Here is a 21878-nt window from a genome sequence, read left to right on the forward strand (position 1 = left end):
CATTATTAAGTGTTAAAGTCGTAGCTGAATGAGAAATCAAATTCGTAGGTGCCAAATAGATCTTTGCTTTCTACCGAATCCAGGTAAAGGGCGGGCATGATCGAAGTAGCATTCAATGCCAGGCTTCGACTGTTTCTTCCCGTTTTGTTCCCCAAGGTATTTTTAACGGATAGGCTTAAGGGCTGGTCAATGGTGCCGACCATCCGGCAATTGCCATTTCTATCCTGGATTAAAGCAATCCATCTTTTTTCACGGTTGCGGTGGATCCAAGCCGTAACGTCTCTGCGATCTTTGGGAATCACGATCTGGATATTACAGTTATAAAGGGCACCATTATCATTGCTGGCGGGATCTTCCGAGTACGAAGCGTAATCGGGTATCAATTCCATGTCGACAAAGTCGGCATCATCATTTAGGTAGATGGATCTGGAATCAATGAATAAATCAGCCAACCCGAATTGATGAATCGGGTCAGGAAGGTCTACCGTTAGAAGGTCTGACGGAATTAAACGAAGCCGCGAAATGCCGGCCGCGTTGCTTTCTCCTTCAGCCACGGTAAGGCCAGTTGCCACGGGTAGGGTCTTTATAAACATACGCTAAAGTTTACCCGTCCTTATCTAATAAAGTAGGACTCATATTTACCCCTAAAAAAGGCCAGAACCCTACAAAAAAAGGTTAGAAAACACCCTTTATAGAGGCATTTTCTAACCTTAAAAATCGTTGGACAATTAGGTCGAACTTTGGACGCAATTGGGCCAAAGTTGGACGCTTTAGGCCGAAACTTGGACGTTATTTTTTTTCGAGCCGATTTGTAATTCTTCCGAATAGGTCGCGATTTGTCGTTTTTCGGTTACGCTCAATTTTTCCCGGATGGTGCTACTCTTGGGGGTACTTCGTGATACGAGTTTGCGAACCGCGTCTGGTGTGTAGTTTTCCGCCGGGGTAATTTTATGTACCTGGCAGAAACGTTCGGCCGCCCCGTTGGCACTATTGAATACGTCCATCCGACCTTTACAAAAAGCAATGGCAGACGTTTCAAATAAAACTTCCAGCACTTGCCCTAACTGAGATAGACGGGCATCCGTGATGAGTTGGGGGTTGACGTCGAACGTCAAAAAAAGGTGAAGCTTTCGAGCATCCAAAAGTTCGTTAGGTTCCAAAGACTCCATGTCCACATCATGCAAAGGATACACCGCGAAGATCGCCGTAAAAATCTGACCGATCCGGCTGTTTCTACGAACTTCGATGGGTTCAGATCCGGCGGCGGCTTCGCTCTGAAAGTATTGCTTAATATGGGGTCTGACGGGTACGGAAATTAGCATGATGGGGCTATTCAAAAAAAGTTCGTATTTTTGGAATGCCCGATCACTATACGCGAAAAACTGGTGAAGGAATGGCCCCGATGCTGGTAACATCGGGGCATTTTTTAACTACTTCATGGCCTTTACTAGATCTGTTTTCGATATGAGAATCCAAACCTAACCAGGCGTTACTAGTCTTCATTGGACGACTGTTCTTCGGGTCTCTTTTGAAGGGTCGCCCAAAGTCCTGGGTTTTGCCTTCTGCCTTTTACTTCTATTGAAAAGTGCCACCCACACGGGTATCCGTCTAAAAAATGACCATGAACAATGACCTCAGAAATAGAAACCTTACCATGCGAAGGGTTTTCTTTAATGTAATCAGCCAGTACCGAGTCGGCTTTTTCTTTAAATTCCTGAATGGATCCAGTAAAAGTTTTGTAAGTGTTTTTTAGCCATTCTTTCATAAAAGTTTCGGTACGGTTTCGCTCTTTACAATAGCCCATGAATACCCAAAAATTTATAAGCTCATTGTTCTCCATTAATTAATTAATTAAAAAAGTGTTAGGGTAGAATCGTTCTTGCCGTAATATTTAAGCCTATTATTTTCAGGTCTATCGTAATTTAAATGACAGTATTGGCACAATGCTTTTAGATTACTAAATCGGTTGTTTTCGATGTTTCTATCTAAGTGTGCAACGGTCAAAATAATTCGCGTTAATCCTTCTTTTTTTAAGGCTTGCCAGTATTTAATTCCAGCCTTGCGATGGGCTAAAACTTTTCCTGTTTCGTCGTCCGTGGCGTAGCGATATTTTATCCCATCCCGAACTATTAGCTCATTGTTTCTAACCCCGCAAAACTCGCAACAATTACCCGCCCGGGTTAAATCGAATAAGCTTTGAAATAAGCGACCATTTAGGATGATACTTTTTGTAGTCGACTGGCATTTCTACGGCTAGTTGGTTTCGTTCCGGGGCTTCTAGTGGCTTCTTTTATTTTTGACAGAAGCTTTTCCCTTAGTCGTGTGATAAGCTTCTTATCAATTAGCTCGTCATAATAAAGCCGGGTAATAGCGTCGGCACTTTTTTGAATTTGCCCAATTTTATTTACGTTGAATTCAATTCGTTGACGCTTTAATTGGTCTTTTATTTTTGGTGCGATTAACCCGAATTCAATTTCCATATACTTTATTTTAAGTTAGATAAAATCATTTTTGTCTTTTAGTTCTTTATAGGTATCATTAGGTGACACTAATAAACAGACAAATACGACCACCGCTTGGGCTAAAATAATAGGCAACCAAAAGATTAAAGAGAATAAACGAATCATAAACTTATAAAATGAGAGTGTTGAAAAAATCGTTAACCCCACTGGTCTGCCATTGCCTGGGCGATACAGTCGAAGAACCTAGCTCTTTCCTTTGCTGATTTGGACTGGTGATAATAGTAATTATATCTCCTTCCATTGCTCTTAATGCAAAAACCTAGCGGGTTAGGCTTGCCAATATTATTGGTGTGCTTAAGTTCAGGTATCCCTCTGAGCCATAGGTAAGTTTTCTTGATATGAGGTTCGCCAAAATGATAAGGACTTATTATCTGATCTGGCTTTTTCCAGTTTGTATTTAACCAGCCAATAGGATTTTCTATGCAAACTGCTGAGCATTTATAATTCCATATTAGCTTGACAAATTCAAATGCCTTTTGAAGCTTTTGAAGTCTACCTGGTTGAGTCTTGAGATAATGTAATCCAGCATTGGAAAAGTACGTACAGGGCGGATGGGCAATAATCAAATCCCAGTGCTGGTTAAGCATATCCCGAACGTCTCCCTGATAATGTGGGCCAGGTGATTCAGTGGGCAGAATGTCACAACTAATAGCATCGTGACCTTTCGCCAAAAACGCATCTCTCACTTTCCCAGAATATTCACAAGCAATTAATACTTTCATTATTTGATTAGCCTTTTTAGGATGGCCCCCTGTTGCCAGGGAATCATCGAGGTTTGATTTATTCTTCAGAGTGATTTCTTCGGGCGATAACTCTGACGATGCTGTATAAGAAAACGCAGATCACTAACAGAAATATGAATGATTGATCCGGGTGCTTATCGGCAAATTCTAATAGTTGAGTAAGCATAAGAGCCAATTAAAAGGGTAAGTCGTCATTGCCAGCCGCTACTGGCTGGGTTTGGGTAGGCTGGGCGGACGGCGTGGGTGTACGGCCAGCTATGGCCGCCGACTGGGTCGAGATAACTTCGATCTTCCAGGCATCCAGGGTGGTAATAATGCCGGTGGTTTGGTCTTTACGGGTAAACTTGCGGCCATTTGGGCGGAATGTAACTTTGATTTGCTGACCCTTCACCAAGTTATCTACCAGCGTAACTTTATCGCCCTTCAGTTGAAATTCGGGCGTATTGGGCCAGTCGGGATTATCCGTAATATCCAGCCAGAATTCCCGAACAATAAGTCCGTTTGTTCCTACTTCTTTCGCGTTACCAGCACCTAAAAACTTTCCTGTAATTGCTAATTGTTCCATGATTAAGAATTGAGTAAATAATTAGAAATGAATGATTTATTGGAAGTAATTAAAGTAATTATGCAATAACACCGAAGTCGCGAACGTGTACCTGAATGATTTCGACGAATACCGTTTTCCCCTTTTGGTTTCTTAGATAAATTCCCAGTTTGTAAGGGAATTCTAACCAGCCGAATTCGACCAATCCTTTCCGGGAATTTTTTACATCCAGGGTAAACGTTTCCAGAAATCCCTGATAGAAGTCTTTGGCCGTTTCCCACTTGATTTTGTCCTGGTGGATCTTAGCCAGATTAAAAGCCCGTCGACATTCCCCACATGGGAAATCGTCGGTTTGAGTGATTACGACTTGTGTAATTTGTTCCATTTTTTGAAAGGATTAAGCGTTAATCGTACTGATTCTATGAACCTGTTTTAAAGTGCCGTTGACGATGTTGCGAACGATGGTTTCGTATTGGAATTCGTGTTCCGTTTCGCTTTCTACCCAAAGCATTTTGATCGTTTCGTTTGGCCCGTTGGTGGCTTTTCGCCAGACTGACAGCACTACCCAGTTATGGCCATTGGCTTCCTGCCATCTCGTTAGTTCTGGTATTTCAAGTTGAATTTTCATACTGGAAGGGCATGGATTAAAAAGGGTTTTTAGGTGCTGGTTTAGGTAGATACCGAACTAATTTTCCTTTGGCGACATAGTGGGTAAATCGCTCAAAAGGCATCGGTAACTCATTTTTGGTTAGGTGTAGGTTATACAGCGTAATTGTTTCCCAGCTTTTCGTTTCCTGGCGTTTTAAGTCCCATTCTACGGTATGGTCGATTACTATGAAAATCCGCCCTTTCTGATCCATCCAGCGGCTATACTTGCGGACTTTAAAGCCTAAATCCCAGCTTTCGCCGTCTTGTACTTTTTCGGGTTCGTCATTTTTTGCCATGATGTTGTTTTTTCAAAAAACTACTGTCGAACGCTGACCACATGACCACACGGATAAAAAGTATTGATAATCAATAGTTTAAGTGTTTTCTCGTGTGGTTTCGGTGTGGTTCACCCAAACCACAAAAACCACACTGACCACAGAAAACCACACGAAAACCACACATAATTTTATATAATATATTGATTATTAGTAAGTTAAGTCGCTGTGTGGTGTGTGGTCAGGATTTTGCAAGTTTTTTCGCTGGAAAAATCATTAGCTCATCGTTTTTTTTGCGGTCAGATCTAGACCAAATCTTTCGACTAATCGGTCGTAAGTCATTACGCATGAATGATTTACCTTGTCTTTTAGCTTTTGTTCTTCCGGGTTGTCTGGATCCCGAAACCGAATTCCTTTGAAAATATCCTCTTTCGGCCGGGGCGTTTCGAACTGGATGATTTCTTCTTCGATGGCGTCTTTTGTGGGGGCCGGTTGCTGGTACTGGAAGTAATACTGCTGTTTGAAAGTTGTATAAATCGAAGAAAAACGGAACATAACGAAGTGACCATCAAAGCGAAAATGAATACCGTCGTAGATCTTGTTATTATCGTATAGCCACTGGATCATTTCCATAAATTCAGACAGGGCCGATTTTTCGCTTAGGATACGATGCTGGAAGATGATCTGCTGATAGGCGATTTGGGCGAATTCTTCCAGCACGTCGGTTTCGTCAGTGACTTCCATTCCTAAATTGATTTTCCCGTTTACCTTCAGTATATAGGCAACCGTTAGTAGCTGGGTCACGTTATTGAAGTTCCGTTCGTAAATCTCCCCACCGAATAGGCTTTTGAAGCGTAACAAAAGCTTATTGTAAGCCCTTGAATATTCCTTCTTAATCAAGTCCCGATGGTGAAGCAATTCAACCGAAATACCCGCCAGACCGCCACGTCCTAGTTCCTGCAACTGTTCCCAATTTCGCCGCTGGTCTTCCGTCTTCTTTTTATTGTTGTTAATCATAAAAAGGCAACGTTCTAGGAATGGCTGGTACTTAGGCATATGGTTGGCCGTTAGCATAATGAGCGACTTTACTTCGATGCTTTCAAAGTCCAGTTTGCCGCGTGCGTTATCAGGGGTACGCATCCGGCCAATGTTGTCATAACTGGCCTGGAACATTCCCTGGAACTTCGAATCGTCGGTCATTTCATCGAATTGAACCAGGCCGTTCGAAACCAGCGAAATCATTTTTGGAACCACGGCATCGGTATTGTCGGCCTTCAGGTTGATTTCGGGTTGTTCTTTACCGAAAAGATTAGTTAAAGATCGAAGAACCGACGACTTACCCGTTCCTGCCACCCCGTAGACGTACAAAAGCGGGGCAATTTTCTTATGACTTAAAGCGATGTCCCGGAATAGGCTGGTCAGGTAAAAACAGACGGGCAAAAAAGCGTTATCCCATAAATAAGCTTTCACGTATAAATCGAACCATTGGTCAAATGATATAGGTGATTGGGTTAAGACGAAACGGTCGTCGATGTCGTCGTTTAGGCTAGGTAAAACGACGTGCAAATCGTTGGTATGAATGATATTATTATCGTCCGGTTCCACCACCTGGCCATTAAACGCCTTATTCGAAAAATAGTAGGTTTTACTAGGTTCGTGATAGCCAAAGCGAATGACCTTAACGGCTTTCTTAACCCCAAACTTTTGAAAATTATACGTCCGTATCAGCTTCAGTTCGGCCTTGCCACCGTTCAGGGCTAAACCCCTGCTGGCAATGGCTTCATCGAATGAATCCGGCGATAAGAATTCTTTGTTGGTGAGTTCCAGGGTGAATTTATGTTCTTCCTGAAAGGGGATAAATTCAATAATCCAACTAACGTTTTCCTGCTCGTCTTCGGTCACATACCGCAAGTAAAAAAGGTACCCATCGCAACACGTCACCCAGTTTTTGCTAGATGCCACCCGAATCAATTTGTCGTGGGTAAGGTATTCCACGGACGTTTCCGCCGTCGATAGTCTACGGGCCTTTTCCTTTACGGGTTTGGGGGATTCTTCCTTCGGTTTTTCTTCGAGGGTCAGACGTACCCATTCGGCCGAATTCATGGCTTCTTTGAGTTCAGGACGAAGGCCCGCTGACAGTCCGTCGGCTATATCCCAGCCATCGTTTCGTTCTGGGAAAAGATCGACGATCTTGTGTTTTACCTGATATTTAATCAGGTTCTTTAATGAACTGGCTTTTTCGCGTCCGTCCTTATCGGCATCGGCTAACCAGTAGACCTTTCGGCCCAGTAACGGCGTGATTTTAGCGGCCGTCAGGCCGTTTGCGGATCCACAGGAAAGCCAACTATAGTCCGGGTAGAAAAAACTCGCTAGAACGGCCGTTTTTTCGCTTTCTACCAGACAGACGGGAATGGCTTTATCTTCGGGCAAAAGGTGTTCGCCATAAAGACACTGGGCATATTTACGGCCTGAATCCGCTGGCAATTGCTTTAGGCTGTATTCGTCGTATTCGTCATGGCCACGCTTGCCTTTTTCGTTATAGCGGATCCATTTGGCATTCATCACATGGCCATCGCGGTTTTTCATTACAAAAGACGTCATGCCCTTTGCATTGGTACCGACCAGCCATCGTTCCAGGTGTTCGTTTGAAACTGTTAAGGAACGAGCGAAGGCGTGAAAATTCGAAGTGCATTTGCCCAGGTCGCCGGTAATCTTTTTTAGTACGTCGCCTTCAGGAAAAACGATTTCGGGTTCGGGTTCCGGTACGTAGTCGGTATTTCCTTCGAATATGACGCCAGACGGCGGGGCGAAGTAGCCACATTTCGAAGTTCGATCACATTTGCCGAAGTCTTCAGAAAGGCGGTTTCCTTCCCGATCCTCATAGAATCGGAACATCCCTTTTTTACCACAACCAGGGCAGGTTCCCTTCTTTTTGGGGTGGCGTTCAAAAACGAAATGGTATGGTTTCAGACATAAGAAAAGGCGGCATTAATGCCAGGTCTGGATAAAAATGTTTCGGTGAATCAGCAAATCTTTCACCGAGTCTTTGATTCGTAGCTGGACATCGCGTTCGTTTGCTTCAGCATCGACCAGGGTGCGTTCCAAACCTTCGAAATAGGCCAGACAGGTATTCAGTAAGGCTTCGGCCTCGTACAGATCCAGCGTCGACAAATCGTCTAGGTCGCCGTTCCAGTAGTGGGTTTTAAGCTCGTCTAGGCTCATAGCTGAGTGGGTTTCGGGCTTTAGTGATGTACTCTTCAGTAATGAAAAGAATCCGAGATAATAGCCGATATTCATCAATGTCGGAAGGGCTGGCACAATCGAAGGCATACTTAACCATACGGGCGATTTCGTGTAACTCTTTGCAGCTAAAGCCCAGTAATTCATGCTGCCAAAACCAACATTTAACATCGTCCAAGCTGAACGTATAGGTATTATAGTTGCGGGTTTCGATCAATACGCCATCGATGTCGACCTGGTACCTGGTATCGGTATAGATTCTTAATGTGCCATCTGGCCGCTCACGAATGATTTGAACGGCTGTAGCGAAAGCGACTTTGCCATTAGATACCTTATTTTGGGCACAAACAGTTACCTGGTCGCCGGGTAGGGCGACAAATTGAAGAAGGTTCATTTTGAGTGGTACGTTAAATTATTAGGGAAAGGGAAAGGAATGGTACTAAGACTCTTTACGACGTCCGCGATAGCCACGGTAACGCGACCGAATAACAGGCTTTGGCTTTTTCCCTTTCAATAACGTTGTTATAAACAGAGTTAAGCCAGCAATCAATAAATACATGATTATTAGGGATTTAAGGCAGGGTGATTGATTTAAATTCAGATCGAAATAGCTTACTTAAAAAAACTACTTCTTCGGGGTTAGCTGGTGTTCTTCTACCGTTAAGGGTATTATCTGCTGTTGCTTTGCTTAGACAGAATTTTGTCATGTATGCTCTGATAACCCGCGTTTTAAGTTTTCTATGTTTGAAAAGTGTCTTACTTCGCCACAATACGACTAGCTCCTGAATTGATTCCATGAACGATATACTATATACGTAAATGATTTTTGGCTAGATAAGCTTCTAGTTTTTTAGGCTTGATAAAATCCCTGATGACTAGGTTTTTTAACAATATGCTTACAAGCTCTTCAGAGCTATTAAAGCATTGGAGATACAGAAGGTTTATCTTACTGTTGTAGGTTGCTTGTACTTCAGGCTGTTCATCAAATTTGACCAATAAATGAATATTGTCCCAGGTAGCCGTGGGGGGGACTAACCTATGATATTGATTGGCAATTTGTTCTTTATTAGGAGTATCTGGGCCGTCCTTATCAATGATTGTAGCAGATAGAACCTTGTAAGAGCTATAAGTAGAAAAGCCTAAAAGCTTTAACGCTTTAATAACCTGCTTTTTAAGAGTATCATTTGCAGGTTGAACGGGTAAACTGGTTGATTGTAAGGCTTCCATAAAATTGAGGTTATTTATTAGTTCTTGATATTTTTTGACGGCTGGAAATCGGTCTTTTTCTCTTCACCTTCTCAGGGGTCAGTTTTTGAAGGGCTAAAACGACGCGTCGCGTATTATCAATACCACCCCTGCCATCTTTTACATAGTCCAGTACACTTGAATCAATACTAGGATCTATAGATTTAACCTCCTTTCGCCAGTTTCTACCAAGTTTTAATACCAGGCTTTGGAACTCATTACGCCAATATTCAACCGTAAAAAGTTCGTCCCTGATATGAACCGTTGTATGGGGCATATGACAGCTCATGTTAAAATGATTTGATTATTGTTATTTTTCCGTAAAATTTACGGCGTAATCATTACGCCGTATTCATTACGGATTCAAAAGTAAATATTTATGACAACCTGTCAAATAATTTAACAACTATTTTTTGAGATTTTGATGGATAAGTTTGGTAAACGACTGAAAGAGGCAAGAAGCAAATTAGGATTTTCCCAAGAGGAATTGGCTAAATTGGTAGGAAAAAGCAATAAACAAATTGTATCAAACTGGGAAAATAATAAACATTCCCCATCTATACCTGAGCTTAAAAAAATTGCCGAAGTCTTAAATACTACAATTTCTTTCCTTACTGAAGGTGCAGAAATTCAAACTATACCAAATGGGCCATTGATTTCTTACTGGGGTAACGTAGATGTAACCGGGGGAAAGGTGCAATTGGAAAATAATTCTGATAATAAGCCAACTGGATTTATACAAATTCCTGGCTTTGAAGACTGCCAACATGCAGTTAATCATTATGGGGATAGCATGAGTCCATATATCAATGGGGGTGATGTTATTTTATTAAAGCTTGTTGATAATTGGAGGGATTATATTCTGTTTGGAGAAGTATTCCTAGTGATTACTGATACAATGCGTACTGTTAAGTATGTTAAAAAGTCTGCGAATCCTAACAACTTTCTGTTAGTGCCTCATAATGATTTTTACGAAGCTTTTGAATTACCGAAGGCAGAAATTCTTCAGATGTACTTAGTAAAAGGCACTGTTCAGCGTAAACTATTGTAAAAAACATATTGTAGTTAATACACTGTATTTTTTACACATTTCTATACTATTAACTCAAATCAGTCCAATCAATGAAAAAAGTACTACTCACATCTTTCATTCTTTTAAGCTTAGTTACGATAGTAAAAGCTCAAGATTTGCCCGTAGATAAAGAATCTGGCAAAATCACTTACTCTGAAGTTGTAGACGTTCCTGGCAGTTCTAAGGTTGAACTTTATGGTCGTGCCTTGACATGGTTTGCTCAATCATTCAAATCTTCAAAATCAGTATTGCAAGTTGAAGACAAAGACAATGGTAAAATTATAGGCAAAGGCAATATCCCCATAATTATTAAAGTACCAATAATGGGCAATACCGATGCTGGGTGGGTAAATGCAATGTTTACCATCGTATCTAAAGATGGTAAGTACAAATACACCATAGATAATTTTTACCATGAACGCCCATTAGGAAAGAATACAGAAAATTGGACTGATGGCGGTAGTCTTGAGCAAGAAAAACCTAAAGTCGGAATGATGGGACGACCTTCTAAAAAAGAATGGAATAGTATCAAAGAGTCATTGGATAAAGATATGCAAAGCACAATTGCCAGTCTCAAAAAAGCAATGAGCAAAAGCGACACAGACTTTTAAAATAGGTATTTTGCTAAATTGATATAGCTTTTTTCTATGCCTCACTTTTTTTCTGAAATGTCTTCAAAATGTCTCGTCAAAAGTGCCAATACTCTAAAATTTAAGGGTTTTTACCATAAAATGTAAGAGTTCGAGTCTCCCCAACGTCACTCTCGTGAGGGGTAAAACCCGAGATAAACCCGATAAATCGGCTGTAAAAGCTGGTTTATCGGGTTTTCTGCGTTTAGGCCCCCTGCTGAATTTCGGATATAAAAAACTGGTATTATTAACGCATAGATCACACCCGAGCTTTGGCTATGCCTGTCGCTAGTCTCTCCGTTGAGCAGCGAAGAGACCAAAACGACCGGCTTATCTCTCTAATGTTAATGTGTTCAGGGGGTAAGTAAACGCAGTTGCATGCTTAAATGAGGTGGGTGAGTCGCCACTCCTTAGAAACTACCTGCACCAGATATTACTCTTGACATTTTAGCTAGATAAGATTTATTGAAGCTTGGTTATTTTAATATATCCCTTCGTTCCAAGGGGATAAAAGTCCATTACAGTAGGGGCTATTCTATTCTCGACGTAGCTGGGACTGACTTTTATTCTAATGGTTGAGGTAGGTTCAATCCGTACTATTCTTGTAATTAATACCCTTGGGGTCTTCAAAGTTGCTATGCCTGTAAGCGGACTTTCTAACTTTCCGTTGATTCTGAATTCAATTATAGATGAATTTCCAGAAATGGTTTCGGCGTTAATGCAATATTCGATGGAATAAACGCCTCCTTTTTGGATGACAAAGGTAGTACTATCGGCATTGAGGGTAATATCCGGGGAGGAGCTTTGTACGGTGAATGGTAGAGGATAATCACTAAACCCATTCCAAGCTATAAACCTTGTAGCTTGTGGTCCAAATGTAAGCGTAGCATCCATGTAACTGAGCGTAGGAAGCTCTGACTTCTTAACTATCTTTTCCCATACGTTACCATCGTAAAAATAAAATCCCGGATCATTATCGGTTTGATAGATGATTAGACCAGCTGTAGCCGCTAGCTTGCCTGGGCTACCGGGGCGGTTGGCATAGGTTATCCTTGGAATAAGTAGCCCTTTATCCGTTGAGCTTATTTCTAACTGAGCACTGGGATCGGGTGTTTCCGTACCTATGGCTACCTGAGCATAGCTAGAATAGGTGGAGAGGAAAAATAGGAGAGTGTAAAGGTGTTTCATAGGAAATTAAATACATTTAATAATTTTATAAAATTACTGGCAGTTACAATGCCCCCGGTCAACATATGGTTTTATTGCCATTACTGTTAATGTAATAACAACCACCTTTTGGACCCGTGCGAAGACGATTTCCGTTGTAGGTTCCGCATTCCCATTCTTCAGGCTGTTGTTCAATAGCTAGAATGTCATTTTCTTTTATGATGAGGATATGGACCTGACCATGTTCACGCTCCGTACGTTGAGTTTTAACCGTTTTGCCCTTATAGCGGGTTTCTACTGTGATAGTACCTGCATTAGTATGCTTCCAGGCTTGTAATCAGGTCTTCTCAATCGTATTTTTTCTTAATTGAATCTTGTAAGGAAGAGAGGTAACGGTAACCGTATCTAGTACATCGTTTTCATTATTGTACACTATTGTTATAGGAGTAGTATTCCCTGTAATGATATATTCAATGAGATACTCGTAACGCTCTGTGTCTTTGGAGCAGGAAAGGATTAGAAATAAACTTAACAATAAAGCAAATAAGGAAAACTTCTTCATGAAGGAATTAGTTGAATTATATTACTTTAAAACTTCTGAGTAGTAGCACTGGAAAGTCCATTATCAAACCAACGCTTTAGGTGAAGTAACCAGTTGTCCTAAATTATTTAAAATTCTGTTTTACAGATTCCTTGTGAGAAAGAGATTTTTGTCCTTAAGATCAGGAAAGAGGCAAGAATAATTAGGCGGTACAAAGGGCGAATAGTTAAAGTTGAAAGGTAGTACTGTTTACATATAAACTTCAATATTAAAAGATTGTTAAAATATTACAAAATATTTTATCTGAAATCTTTCATTTATATTATTTGAACGTGGGTAAGAATACTTAGGTTTTGCTTTTATTACTTGCCTTACTGTAGAAGCCCTCAAAATAATTAACTTTTTCGTAGCCGGTATATCAGGTAACCTATTTACTTTAATTAATAACGGGTTTAAAGTCTTTGGTAAAAATGTAGTTTACGGTATCAAGCTTGTTATGATCGCCGAGGGTGGCTTTTAGGAAAGTTTTGGTTTTAAAATACTTTCTTTCCGCATGTTTTCTTAAAGCTATTCGTGCTTTTATGACGGAATCTCTTTTAATAATGGCTACTAGCGAATCTTTATATTGCGTAGCTTCATTTATATGTTTCTGGGCGTCTTCTCTGGAAATATCTGATAAAGAACCCTTACCAAACGTTTCTAAGTACAGGTTGGCTTGGGATGATTCTGTTTGGGCAAGTTCAATGGTTGATTCAAGCAGACTTTTGTAATCTTCATAATCCTGATAGTTAGTAGTCAGCCGCATAGAGTCAAGGTAGTTATCGCTAACTTCTTCAAAGTCTACGGTTCTAAGTTCATAGATCGTACATGGGTAGTTACCTTTAAAAGCAAGATCTTCAAGATGTTTTCTTAAGGATGAATCAAGTTTTTCGCAAGTTTCCTCTTTGGTAAGCTCATGGTTACATGAGAAAATAGAGAGCAGGAATACTGCAAACAATACATGTTTGAGCATAAGAATTCAAATAGTTAAATGTGCGTAGGCGGTACCTAGGTATATGCGTCTTCAATACTAAAAGCTTATCAACTAAATACAAAACCCTTTATCTAAATCCCCTTATTTTGGGTGTTTATACGTGAGAAATAATACTTAGATTCATGCTTTTAATAGAGTAAGTCTGTAGGTTTTAAACCTATTTTTTTTAGAAAAATTTAGGTGTCTGAATGGAGCCATCTTTTGAGATGGTTTTACATTCCTTCATAACCGTATACAAAAGCCCCTGAAGTTCGAATATCATAACAGGGAATACGTAATCTTCTGCAAGTTTCTACCCAACGTTTGGTAACGCTTTTGCTGTTCGTTACGTCCAGTACCACTTGTTTCATTGAAACCTGTTTTATCCAATCACCCGGGTAACGAATCGCATTATTGGTGAGGAGCAAAATATCGAACGATTGGTTGATGGAAAACGAAGTGTACTTAGGAATTTCTTTATGTATCCAAACGATACTTCTGGATTGCCACTCAATGTAATTCCCGTAAGGAATGGGACGGACATGAGTCGGCGTTACGCCTGATTCTTTGGAACGTATATCATGATTAATCCAGAAAGGCACCAGGTGTAAGGATTGAGTTCTGGTATCGCCATATAAAGCTGAATCAGCCAGTAGGTGTAGCTTTCTGCCTTTGATCAGACTAATAGCGGTATGCTTTTTAAGGTGGTGAATGCAGATAATTTGCTGTTGTCGATGTTGCGTAAAGGCATATACCTTGCTGAACGAAAATAGAATGACGAGCCCCAATCCGCCCCATAAATAGGCTTTTTGCCTTTTTAGAAAAAGCATCAAAATCATCAGGATAACTCCGTAAATGATTACCAATTGCACAGGGGTGATCAGCAGATTATTCCATAAAGCTCCGGGTAGATGCTCGGTTGCTTTCACTACTACGTTTAAGCCACCGAAGGATAATTTTAATACATACAACAGAAAGTCATTGAGAACCGGAACGCTGGCGAAGATTAGATACGCCATACCTACGATTAACCCCAGACTGGAAAAGGCCATTACCAACGGATTGACCACTAGAAAATACGTAGGAAACTGATGAAAGTAATAAACCGCCAGCGGATAAGTCACCACCTGTGCGGCCACGGCTCCGCAGGATAAACTCCAAAGTTCGGCCCCCAAGGGGTTATCAAATTTCCAGAGCCAATGCAGCTTGGGATAGAGGTACATGATTCCTGCCACGGAAAGGTAGGAAAGCTGAAAGCCCATTTGAAACAAGCTGTAAGGGCTGAAAAGCAGAATGAGAAAAGCGGAAAAGGCCAGGGTATTAAACGCATTTCGGCTGAGTCGAAAGGTATCACTCCAGACAAAGACACTCAGCATAATGGCCGATCGTAGCACTGGGCCAGATAAACCCGTTACCAAAGCGTATCCCCAGAGGAACGAAGTAACTATACTGGCAAAGAGCCACTTTTGGTGACTGGATCCTTTTCGCAGGGGTGTTAGTAATCAACTTAACACCAGAAAAAGGATACCCACGTGCATCCCGGAAACGGAAAGTGTATGAATGGCACCGGCAGCGGAATAAGCCTGGAGCAACTCATAATCAAGTTCTTCCCGAACGCCCAATAACATGGCAGCCGCTACGGCGTATTCCTGTCTTGAGGGCAGTTTCTCTGCCAGTAGGGATGATGCTTTATCATTGATCGTGTAGGCTAAATTGAGTAACACCGAAGGGGGATGGTTACCAAGCCGGTCAAAATCAAAGGCGTGTACATATTGCTGATGGTAAATGCCCTGGTAACCCAGATAAGCCTGATAATTGAATTCATCGGGATTAGAAGGTGGTTCGACTAACTCCGGTCTTTTGCGAATGAGCCATACGTCGCCATACCTGGGCTTATGCGTAATGGTCCGGTCGATAAACAGAAGTATTTTTCCCTGAGTCTCCCGCCATTCATGTTGAACTTTTACGGCATTGATCTCCGCAATAACTCGGTAGGTGCTGGGCTTTTTCTCAACGGCAGAGGACAAAACCGCCCGGTAGGCTATAACAGAATCCTGAAGAGGTGTAAAATGGTTAATCGCAAGTTTTTCATCGGAGGTGTGAGTAATCAATCCTCCTAAACCCATACAGAATACCGTTCCCGCCAGACCGCCAAGCCATTTGATTCCGACGGTAGTAAACTGAAGCCCCAGGAATGCGATCAACGCCGTTCCTGAAATGATCAGAAAAGTTTGAAAGGAGAAGTGCCCCCAATGGTAGAGTAGAGTACCCGCAGAGAGGGCTATTACATACCTTAAAAAAGGAAATAGATTCCAACGCATGAAGTCATTTTTTAGGCTTCAAAGTTGAAATCTATTTTCACGAATCCTTGCTAAAACTGAGTATACTTAGCTAATGGTTAAGGGACCGCAATGCGATGGCTCGCTTTCTCGGATTCCGTCGCAAAGGTTAAAATGTAGGTACCTGGGGTTAATTGCCCGACCGGGATTGAGTAACTACTGCTGGGCTGATTGTTTGCTTCTGAATGAAACAAAGTATGGCCCTGCGTATTAGTGAGTTGATATTTGACCGAATGTAATCCCTGAAAAGTAGCGTCAAAATAAAGTATCTTATTCTGAATTGGGTTCGAGTAAACCTTCAGTTGTAGCGTTGAGGTTTCTTCGAGCGAATTATTAGCATTAACCAACTGTTTTCGGCGGGGACTTAACTCTAAAACGGCCCGCACCCGATTTTTCTGATCCTGGGTAAAAACATTCATACAAGCATCGGGCGAATAATCAAGGTAATTTTCAATCATATTTCGCGTGGTCTGTCCTGAAACGCAGTTGGAGTAGCGGTCGTTACAAAAGCGGGTGTTGTTAGACGATTCCGTGGGGGGAGTGTCATCGCAGTAATCAGTACCGCAATATTCATCGCCCCAGGTGTGAATCAACCCCAGCCAGTGGCCTACTTCGTGGGTAACCGTTCGGCCCAATGCGTAAGATTGATCAGCCAGATCTCCAGTAGAACCAAAGTATTGGTGAGCCACGAAAATACCATCCGTATGGGCATAATCCTGAAAGTAAGAACTTAAGCCGGGAACCGAGGTGGAAGCTGGAAATTGTCCATAACCCAGGTACGAATAAATGTCGGGTAAGACCCAGATATTCAGGTAACGGTCAGAAGGCCAGTAGCTTGTGGCACTAACTGTTTCCAAATCCGTATCAATCGAATAAATGGATTTGTTTCGATACCGACGAATGATTCCCGTAGTCGCATTGCCGTTAGGGTCCCGATTGGCAAGGTAGAATTCGATCTCCATGTCAGCACCTACGGCATTGGTATTATAGCCATTCGTACCTTCTTTCCGGCGATAATCTTCATTCAGGACCCGGATTTGCGACTCAATTTGCTCCACCGAAATATTCGCGTTTCCGCGTCCGCCGATGGTTAATGAATCAGGGTTGTTATGGATCACATGAACGACCACGGGAATGCGAATAATTTTCTCAGCGGTACGGCCACCCCGATTTTTTTTATTCTGGATGTAATGCCGAATCGAATCTTCGAAAATCTGCCGGGAGATGGTTGCGTTTTTTACCTTCAAAACCTGCTGTTGATACACCGGAGAAAACGCACAATCCCGGATGCGTTGAGCCCAGCTGGTACTCATGCATAAAAGTCCAAGCAAAAAGCCGCTGAGGAGCGGCTTTTTGCAAAGAATACTGGAGTGACTATCTTTTTGATTCATGAGGAGCTTCGGCCTTTTCGTAGGCTTCAATGATCAATCGCACCAATTTGTGACGTAACACATCACGTCCGTCTAACTGAACAAAACCAATTTCGGGAACATCCTTTAAAATGGTTAAAGCCTCACTCAAACCAGATTTCATCTTGGTTGGTAAATCCACCTGAGTGCGGTCCCCGGTAATAATGGTCTTGGAGTTTGGACCCATCCGCGTCAGAAACATCTTTAGCTGCATGGTCGTCGTGTTTTGAGCTTCGTCCAGCAGAATAAAGGCATTATTGAGCGTCCGTCCCCGCATATACGCCAGCGGGGCGATTTCGATGGTTCGGTTTTCGATGTATAATTTCAGCTTTTCGGCTGGAATCATGTCGTCCAGAGCATCGTAAATCGGGCGTAAGTAAGGATCAATTTTCTCTTTCAGATCGCCAGGCAGGAAGCCAAGATTTTCGCCAGCTTCCACGGCGGGACGAGTAATGATGATTTTTCTTACTTCCTTATTTTTCAGAGCTTTAACTGCAATGGCAACGGCCGTATAGGTTTTTCCGGTACCCGCCGGACCCACCGCAAATACAATGTCGTGTTTAGCAACTGCATCAACCATGGCCAGTTGGTTGGCCGTTTTCATACGGATCACAATGCCTTTGTTCCCGTACAGAAAAACGTCATCATCGGTTGGGGTCTGTGGAACAGAGCCTTCCTCTTCGGTATGGCCGAGGTAATTCTTTACGTTGTCAGAAGTGATTTTACCGAACCGTAAATAATGCTGTTGTAGAGATTCTAAAATTTCTGTAATTCGACTGATTTCAGCGGAGGTACCCCGAATGGTAATTTCATTACCTCTTGAAATAATCTTACTCATCGGGAAAGCCGCAGAAAGCTCCCGGATATTCGTATTCTCGACGCCTAAAAAGTCAACTAGTGAAACCTCGTCGAGGGTAATGGTCTTTTCTATCAAACTATACAGAGGTTTTGTGAAAATTTCTTTGACTAAAGTAATGATTTGCGACTGGTTTTCCGAAAGCTTGTCTATTTTTTTTTCAGGTTTGAGCCCTGGGATTCGGGTTTATTTTCAGTATCAGCCATTTAGCAGATTTCTGAAAAAAATGAGCTTATTCCCTGTGAAATGAGCGTCATTTTTGCGTAACATTGTACCTATGGATGACAAACGACGAAACATAACTGCAAGAAAACCAACAACTTCGGTAGGAGGGCTCGCCACTAGTAATCGTTGGCTCGATACGGGACTTGGAAAGATCCCCCCCCAATCGGTTGATCTGGAAGAAGCGGTTTTGGGGGCGGTAATGCTGGAAAGAGACGCATTAACCAATGTGGTGGATATCCTGAAACCAGAGAGTTTCTATCGCGAAGCTCACCAAAAAATATTTTCGGCGGTTCTAACGCTTTTCAATAATTCGGAACCTGTTGACTTATTAACCGTTACACAACGCCTGCGAAATGATGGCACGCTTGAATTTACGGGTGGTTCGGCTTATCTGGCCGAGTTAACCAGCCGAATCAGTTCCGCCGCTAACGTAGAGTCGTATGCCCGTAAAATTGCTGAAAATTCAATCAAACGCGATTTGATTACTTCTTCCAATGAAGTACTGAAAATGGCGTATGAAGATACCACGGACGTTTTTAACCTTCTGGATAAGGCCGAGCAGGACTTATTCCGGATTTCAGAATCGAATATTCGTAAGAATTTTTCGGATATGAATGCGGTGGTGAAACAAGCTCTGGAAGAACTCGAAGCAAAGAAACACTTACGCGATGGTCTGACGGGCGTGGCTTCGGGCTTTACAGCTCTGGATCGGGTAACGGGGGGCTGGCAAAAGTCCGAATTGGTGATTATTGCGGCTCGTCCTGCCATGGGTAAGACCGCCTTTATTCTTTCCGCGTGTCGAAATGCAGCGGTGGACTGGAATCAGGCCGTAGCCGTATTCTCGCTGGAGATGTCTTCGGTTCAATTAGTAAACCGTCTGATTTCGGCGGAGGCAGAAATTGAAAGTGAGAAAATAAAAAAAGGAAGTCTGGCCAACCACGAGTGGGCTCAGTTACACGCCCGAATTGGGAAGCTCAACTCGGCTCCAATTTTCATTGATGACACCCCGGCCTTATCCATTCTGGAACTTCGGGCGAAATGTCGTCGATTGAAGCAGCAGCACGATATTCAGTTGGTGGTTATTGACTACCTGCAACTAATGCAGGGCGATAGCTCGAAAGGCGGCGGAAACCGGGAGCAGGAAATTGCCTCGATTTCACGAGCTTTAAAAAACCTGGCGAAAGAATTGAACGTACCCGTGATTGCTCTGTCCCAGTTGAGCCGGGCCGTGGAAACGCGGGGTGGAGAGAAAAAACCACAGCTTTCGGATTTACGGGAATCGGGTTCGATTGAGCAGGATGCGGATATGGTAATGTTCCTGTATCGTCCTGAATACTACGGTATTACTCAAGACGAAAATGGACAGCCAACGACGGGTGTAGGGGAAGTAATCATTGCGAAAAACCGTTCGGGTTCTACCGAAACGGTGCCGCTTCGCTTTATTAATAAGTTTACCAAATTCGCTGATTTAGGTGGAGGAGATTTCTCCATGATGGATGCTCCTCGTTTCAGTCCAGCGGATAACAGCGAGACGATTGGGTCCTTCGAAAATCAGGCTCCTGCCAGGACCTTTGGTAGTAAAGTGAATCAGCAAAGTCAAACCCCACCTCCGGGTGAGTTTGGCAGCTTCAGTACGGGGATGGGTGACGTCCCATTCTAGGTATGGCTGAAAGAACGCATAATAAAAAAGGAACTCGAATCAATCGGGTTCCTTTTTTATTAAACCTGCCAGCGGACATTTTCTTTTAAGATTCGTACAGGACTTCCCCCAAAAATAGCTTTGGTCCCTTCCAACGGCTTCGTGATAAGGCTTCCTGCCGCTACGATAGAGCCACTCGATACCGTGCTTCCTTTGAGAATGGTAGAGCGGCAGCCAATCCATACGTTATCTCCCACATGAATAGGTTTAGGATAGTTAATGACTTCGCCTTGACTATTTTTTATGGTGTGCAAATCCGTATCCATCATTAGAATCTCCCAGGAAAGTACACAATTCGCACCGAATTCAATTTTGCGATAACAGATGAGGGACGTTTCTGCCGTGATCGTAAAATTATCCCCAAAGATCAGAGTGCCATCGTCGCCAACCGAAATTTTAGAACCATGGCCAATATTGCACGCTCCTTTAAAAACAACATTCCCGGAAACTTGCCAGATTGAACGTGATTTTTGTTTATCAAATATGCCAATTTCACCATAACCAATCTTAATCTTACCCGGCCAAAGATGGCCTTCAATGGAAACTTGCCCGGCTAAGTGATTGAAGTGTACCTGAGGAGCCACGTAAACGGGAAAACGTATGGCTTGTTTAAACGGGAAATACTTAAAGTTGAACCGAATGGTTTGTAGGTTGATGTTAGATAGAATGTTAAAATACCTCTTCATAAATGATACTTAATCTTTCAAGGTCAGGATTGACTTACAAGTATACTTTACGAATTTTAAATGTTGATTTATTTTAACAAATGTTTATCGACCAAAAGTAATAATTCTTTAGACTTGACTTCATCAAATTTCCTCCCAAATAAGGCATGAATATGACTTTCCTTTAAAGCCGTAAAGTCCTCTTCTACCAGGGTTTTGGGTAAGATGACATTAGGAGTGTGCCAGTCGGTGTAGAATAACCCTAACCAGTTTAATCCATCGGTATTTTTTTCATAGTCAAAATATAAATCATTTGCATAAGGAGAGGTTTTTACCAAAGTCGGTAAGAACATTTCATCGGGGCAATACATGAATTTATAGAAACGAATCAGCTTCTGAATAGCAACCTCGGTGAATAAGTACTTAACGAATGCATGAGTTAATCCAACCCAGGTTGGGCCCTGGTATAACTGAATGTTTTCGGGGATTCTTCTGCGTAAGGGATGCTTGTTTAAATACTTCCTTACCTGATGAAAGAAAAATTGATTACTGTGCTTGCCCCGAGGGTTTAAGAAGTCGTTATTAATGAAATGATAATGGTTAAATCGGTCACTAAACCGACGGTCAGTAGTCGGATAAATGCAACCCTGTACAGGAATAAAAATGCGTTTTTCCTGTACTAAAAAAGATCTAATGTATTCAGGAGGTTTGATGGGATAGTCTGAACCACTAAGTAAAATGTACTGGTCAAATGCTCCATACTGATACGCCGCCCGGAGTAATTCAACCTCCGCTAATACAGTTCCTATGCCTACCCAGAAAATGGACTTACGATCGCTTATCCAGTGAATATTTTCGGTAGTCATTACTTCGTTCTGAAACAGTTCTATTGATTGTTTGCGATCTACATGAATAAAAAAATGATCATCGCTATGTTCCAATTGCTTAATGAGCCGGGCCAGGTGAGAAGGCTGATGATGAGCAATAATCAAGTAGGCTATTCGAGATAGAGACTGCTTGCGTTCCATCGAAAGAGAGTTTAGAAAG

General features: G+C 42.1%; 24 protein-coding genes and 1 pseudogene. 4 read left to right on the top strand and 21 right to left on the bottom strand.

All coding sequences use genetic code 11. The features are described 5' to 3' along the window. Positions 1-5 precede the first annotated feature (5 nt). From QE357_RS10945 to QE357_RS11010, 14 genes are all read right to left on the bottom strand, one after another. Entirely contained in the window at positions 6-593 is a 588-nt protein-coding gene (locus QE357_RS10945) for a hypothetical protein (protein WP_309707383.1), read from the bottom strand. Positions 594-770: 177 nt separating this feature from the next. Next, positions 771-1322, bottom strand: a complete 552-nt coding sequence (locus QE357_RS10950) for a hypothetical protein (protein WP_309707385.1) — start codon at positions 1320-1322, stop codon at positions 771-773. A gap of 170 nt (positions 1323-1492) precedes the next feature. Next, positions 1493-1765, bottom strand: coding sequence for a hypothetical protein (locus tag QE357_RS10955; RefSeq protein ID WP_309707388.1), 273 nt, complete (start codon positions 1763-1765; stop codon positions 1493-1495). A 448-nt stretch (positions 1766-2213) separates the two neighbouring features. Then, positions 2214-2480 (bottom strand): hypothetical protein, encoded by a 267-nt coding sequence (locus tag QE357_RS10960; RefSeq protein ID WP_309707390.1) that lies wholly within the window; start codon positions 2478-2480, stop codon positions 2214-2216. Positions 2481-2659: 179 nt separating this feature from the next. After that, positions 2660-3244: a hypothetical protein gene (locus QE357_RS10965; protein ID WP_309707392.1), complete on the bottom strand. Its 585-nt coding sequence runs from the start codon at positions 3242-3244 to the stop codon at positions 2660-2662. Positions 3245-3440: 196 nt separating this feature from the next. Then, positions 3441-3830, bottom strand: a complete 390-nt coding sequence (locus tag QE357_RS10970; RefSeq protein WP_309707394.1) for a DUF3127 domain-containing protein — start codon at positions 3828-3830, stop codon at positions 3441-3443. 58 nt (positions 3831-3888) lie between these two features. Continuing rightward, on the bottom strand, positions 3889-4194 hold the full coding sequence (locus tag QE357_RS10975) for a hypothetical protein (protein WP_309707395.1): 306 nt from the start codon (positions 4192-4194) through the stop codon (positions 3889-3891). Between the two features lie 12 nt (positions 4195-4206). Continuing rightward, positions 4207-4437, bottom strand: coding sequence for a hypothetical protein (locus QE357_RS10980; protein ID WP_309707397.1), 231 nt, complete (start codon positions 4435-4437; stop codon positions 4207-4209). Between the two features lie 16 nt (positions 4438-4453). Further along, on the bottom strand, positions 4454-4753 hold the full coding sequence (locus QE357_RS10985; protein WP_309707399.1) for a hypothetical protein: 300 nt from the start codon (positions 4751-4753) through the stop codon (positions 4454-4456). A gap of 255 nt (positions 4754-5008) precedes the next feature. Continuing rightward, positions 5009-7702, bottom strand: coding sequence for a DUF6371 domain-containing protein (locus QE357_RS10990; RefSeq protein ID WP_309711364.1), 2694 nt, complete (start codon positions 7700-7702; stop codon positions 5009-5011). A gap of 18 nt (positions 7703-7720) precedes the next feature. Next, complete coding sequence (locus QE357_RS10995) at positions 7721-7954, bottom strand: hypothetical protein (protein WP_309707401.1); 234 nt, start codon at positions 7952-7954, stop codon at positions 7721-7723. After that, positions 7935-8366: a hypothetical protein gene (locus QE357_RS11000; RefSeq protein WP_309707403.1), complete on the bottom strand. Its 432-nt coding sequence runs from the start codon at positions 8364-8366 to the stop codon at positions 7935-7937. Before QE357_RS11000 ends, QE357_RS10995 begins: the two co-directional genes overlap by 20 nt. Before the next feature lie 413 nt (positions 8367-8779). Beyond that, a complete protein-coding gene (locus QE357_RS11005) occupies positions 8780-9199 on the bottom strand; it encodes a hypothetical protein (protein WP_309707405.1) in 420 nt (139 codons plus the stop codon). Positions 9200-9209: 10 nt separating this feature from the next. Further along, positions 9210-9494: a hypothetical protein gene (locus tag QE357_RS11010; RefSeq protein ID WP_309707409.1), complete on the bottom strand. Its 285-nt coding sequence runs from the start codon at positions 9492-9494 to the stop codon at positions 9210-9212. Between the two features lie 147 nt (positions 9495-9641). Here QE357_RS11010 and QE357_RS11015 point away from each other — a divergent pair, with 147 nt between their 5' ends. The 3 genes from QE357_RS11015 to QE357_RS11025 all read left to right on the top strand — a co-directional run bounded on the left by QE357_RS11015 (position 9642) and on the right by QE357_RS11025 (position 11210). Next, entirely contained in the window at positions 9642-10268 is a 627-nt protein-coding gene (locus tag QE357_RS11015; protein WP_309707411.1) for a LexA family transcriptional regulator, read from the top strand. A 71-nt stretch (positions 10269-10339) separates the two neighbouring features. Continuing rightward, positions 10340-10900 carry a DUF4468 domain-containing protein gene (locus QE357_RS11020; protein WP_309707413.1) on the top strand — a complete coding sequence of 187 codons (561 nt, stop codon included), beginning with the start codon at positions 10340-10342 and terminating at the stop codon, positions 10898-10900. Positions 10901-11054: 154 nt separating this feature from the next. Continuing rightward, positions 11055-11210: a hypothetical protein gene (locus tag QE357_RS11025; RefSeq protein ID WP_309707415.1), complete on the top strand. Its 156-nt coding sequence runs from the start codon at positions 11055-11057 to the stop codon at positions 11208-11210. Positions 11211-11380: 170 nt separating this feature from the next. Here QE357_RS11025 and QE357_RS11030 read toward each other — a convergent pair whose 3' ends face one another. The 5 genes and pseudogenes from QE357_RS11030 to QE357_RS11050 form a co-directional block, all read right to left on the bottom strand. Continuing rightward, a complete protein-coding gene (locus QE357_RS11030) occupies positions 11381-12106 on the bottom strand; it encodes a hypothetical protein (RefSeq protein ID WP_309707417.1) in 726 nt (241 codons plus the stop codon). 956 nt (positions 12107-13062) lie between these two features. Further along, the gene (locus QE357_RS11035; protein WP_157830159.1) at positions 13063-13638 is read right to left on the bottom strand and encodes a hypothetical protein; all 576 of its coding nucleotides are present in this window, start codon (positions 13636-13638) and stop codon (positions 13063-13065) included. 233 nt (positions 13639-13871) lie between these two features. After that, a pseudogene (locus tag QE357_RS11040) lies at positions 13872-15959 on the bottom strand (ComEC/Rec2 family competence protein). Positions 15960-16036: 77 nt separating this feature from the next. After that, on the bottom strand, positions 16037-17290 hold the full coding sequence (locus QE357_RS11045) for a zinc metalloprotease (protein WP_309707419.1): 1254 nt from the start codon (positions 17288-17290) through the stop codon (positions 16037-16039). Between the two features lie 61 nt (positions 17291-17351). Next, positions 17352-18320, bottom strand: coding sequence for a PhoH family protein (locus QE357_RS11050; RefSeq protein WP_106634775.1), 969 nt, complete (start codon positions 18318-18320; stop codon positions 17352-17354). 199 nt (positions 18321-18519) lie between these two features. Between QE357_RS11050 and dnaB the strand changes: the two genes are divergently transcribed. Next, positions 18520-20127: a replicative DNA helicase gene (dnaB, locus tag QE357_RS11055; RefSeq protein ID WP_106634774.1), complete on the top strand. Its 1608-nt coding sequence runs from the start codon at positions 18520-18522 to the stop codon at positions 20125-20127. Between the two features lie 59 nt (positions 20128-20186). Here the strand turns inward: dnaB and QE357_RS11060 are convergent, their stop codons facing one another. Continuing rightward, positions 20187-20852, bottom strand: coding sequence for an acyltransferase (locus tag QE357_RS11060; protein ID WP_309707421.1), 666 nt, complete (start codon positions 20850-20852; stop codon positions 20187-20189). Positions 20853-20920: 68 nt separating this feature from the next. Further along, positions 20921-21859 (bottom strand): beta-1,6-N-acetylglucosaminyltransferase, encoded by a 939-nt coding sequence (locus QE357_RS11065; RefSeq protein WP_309707423.1) that lies wholly within the window; start codon positions 21857-21859, stop codon positions 20921-20923. Positions 21860-21878 lie beyond the last annotated feature (19 nt).

The organism is Siphonobacter sp. SORGH_AS_0500, from assembly GCF_031453245.1.
GTDB lineage: Bacteria > Bacteroidota > Bacteroidia > Cytophagales > Spirosomataceae > Siphonobacter.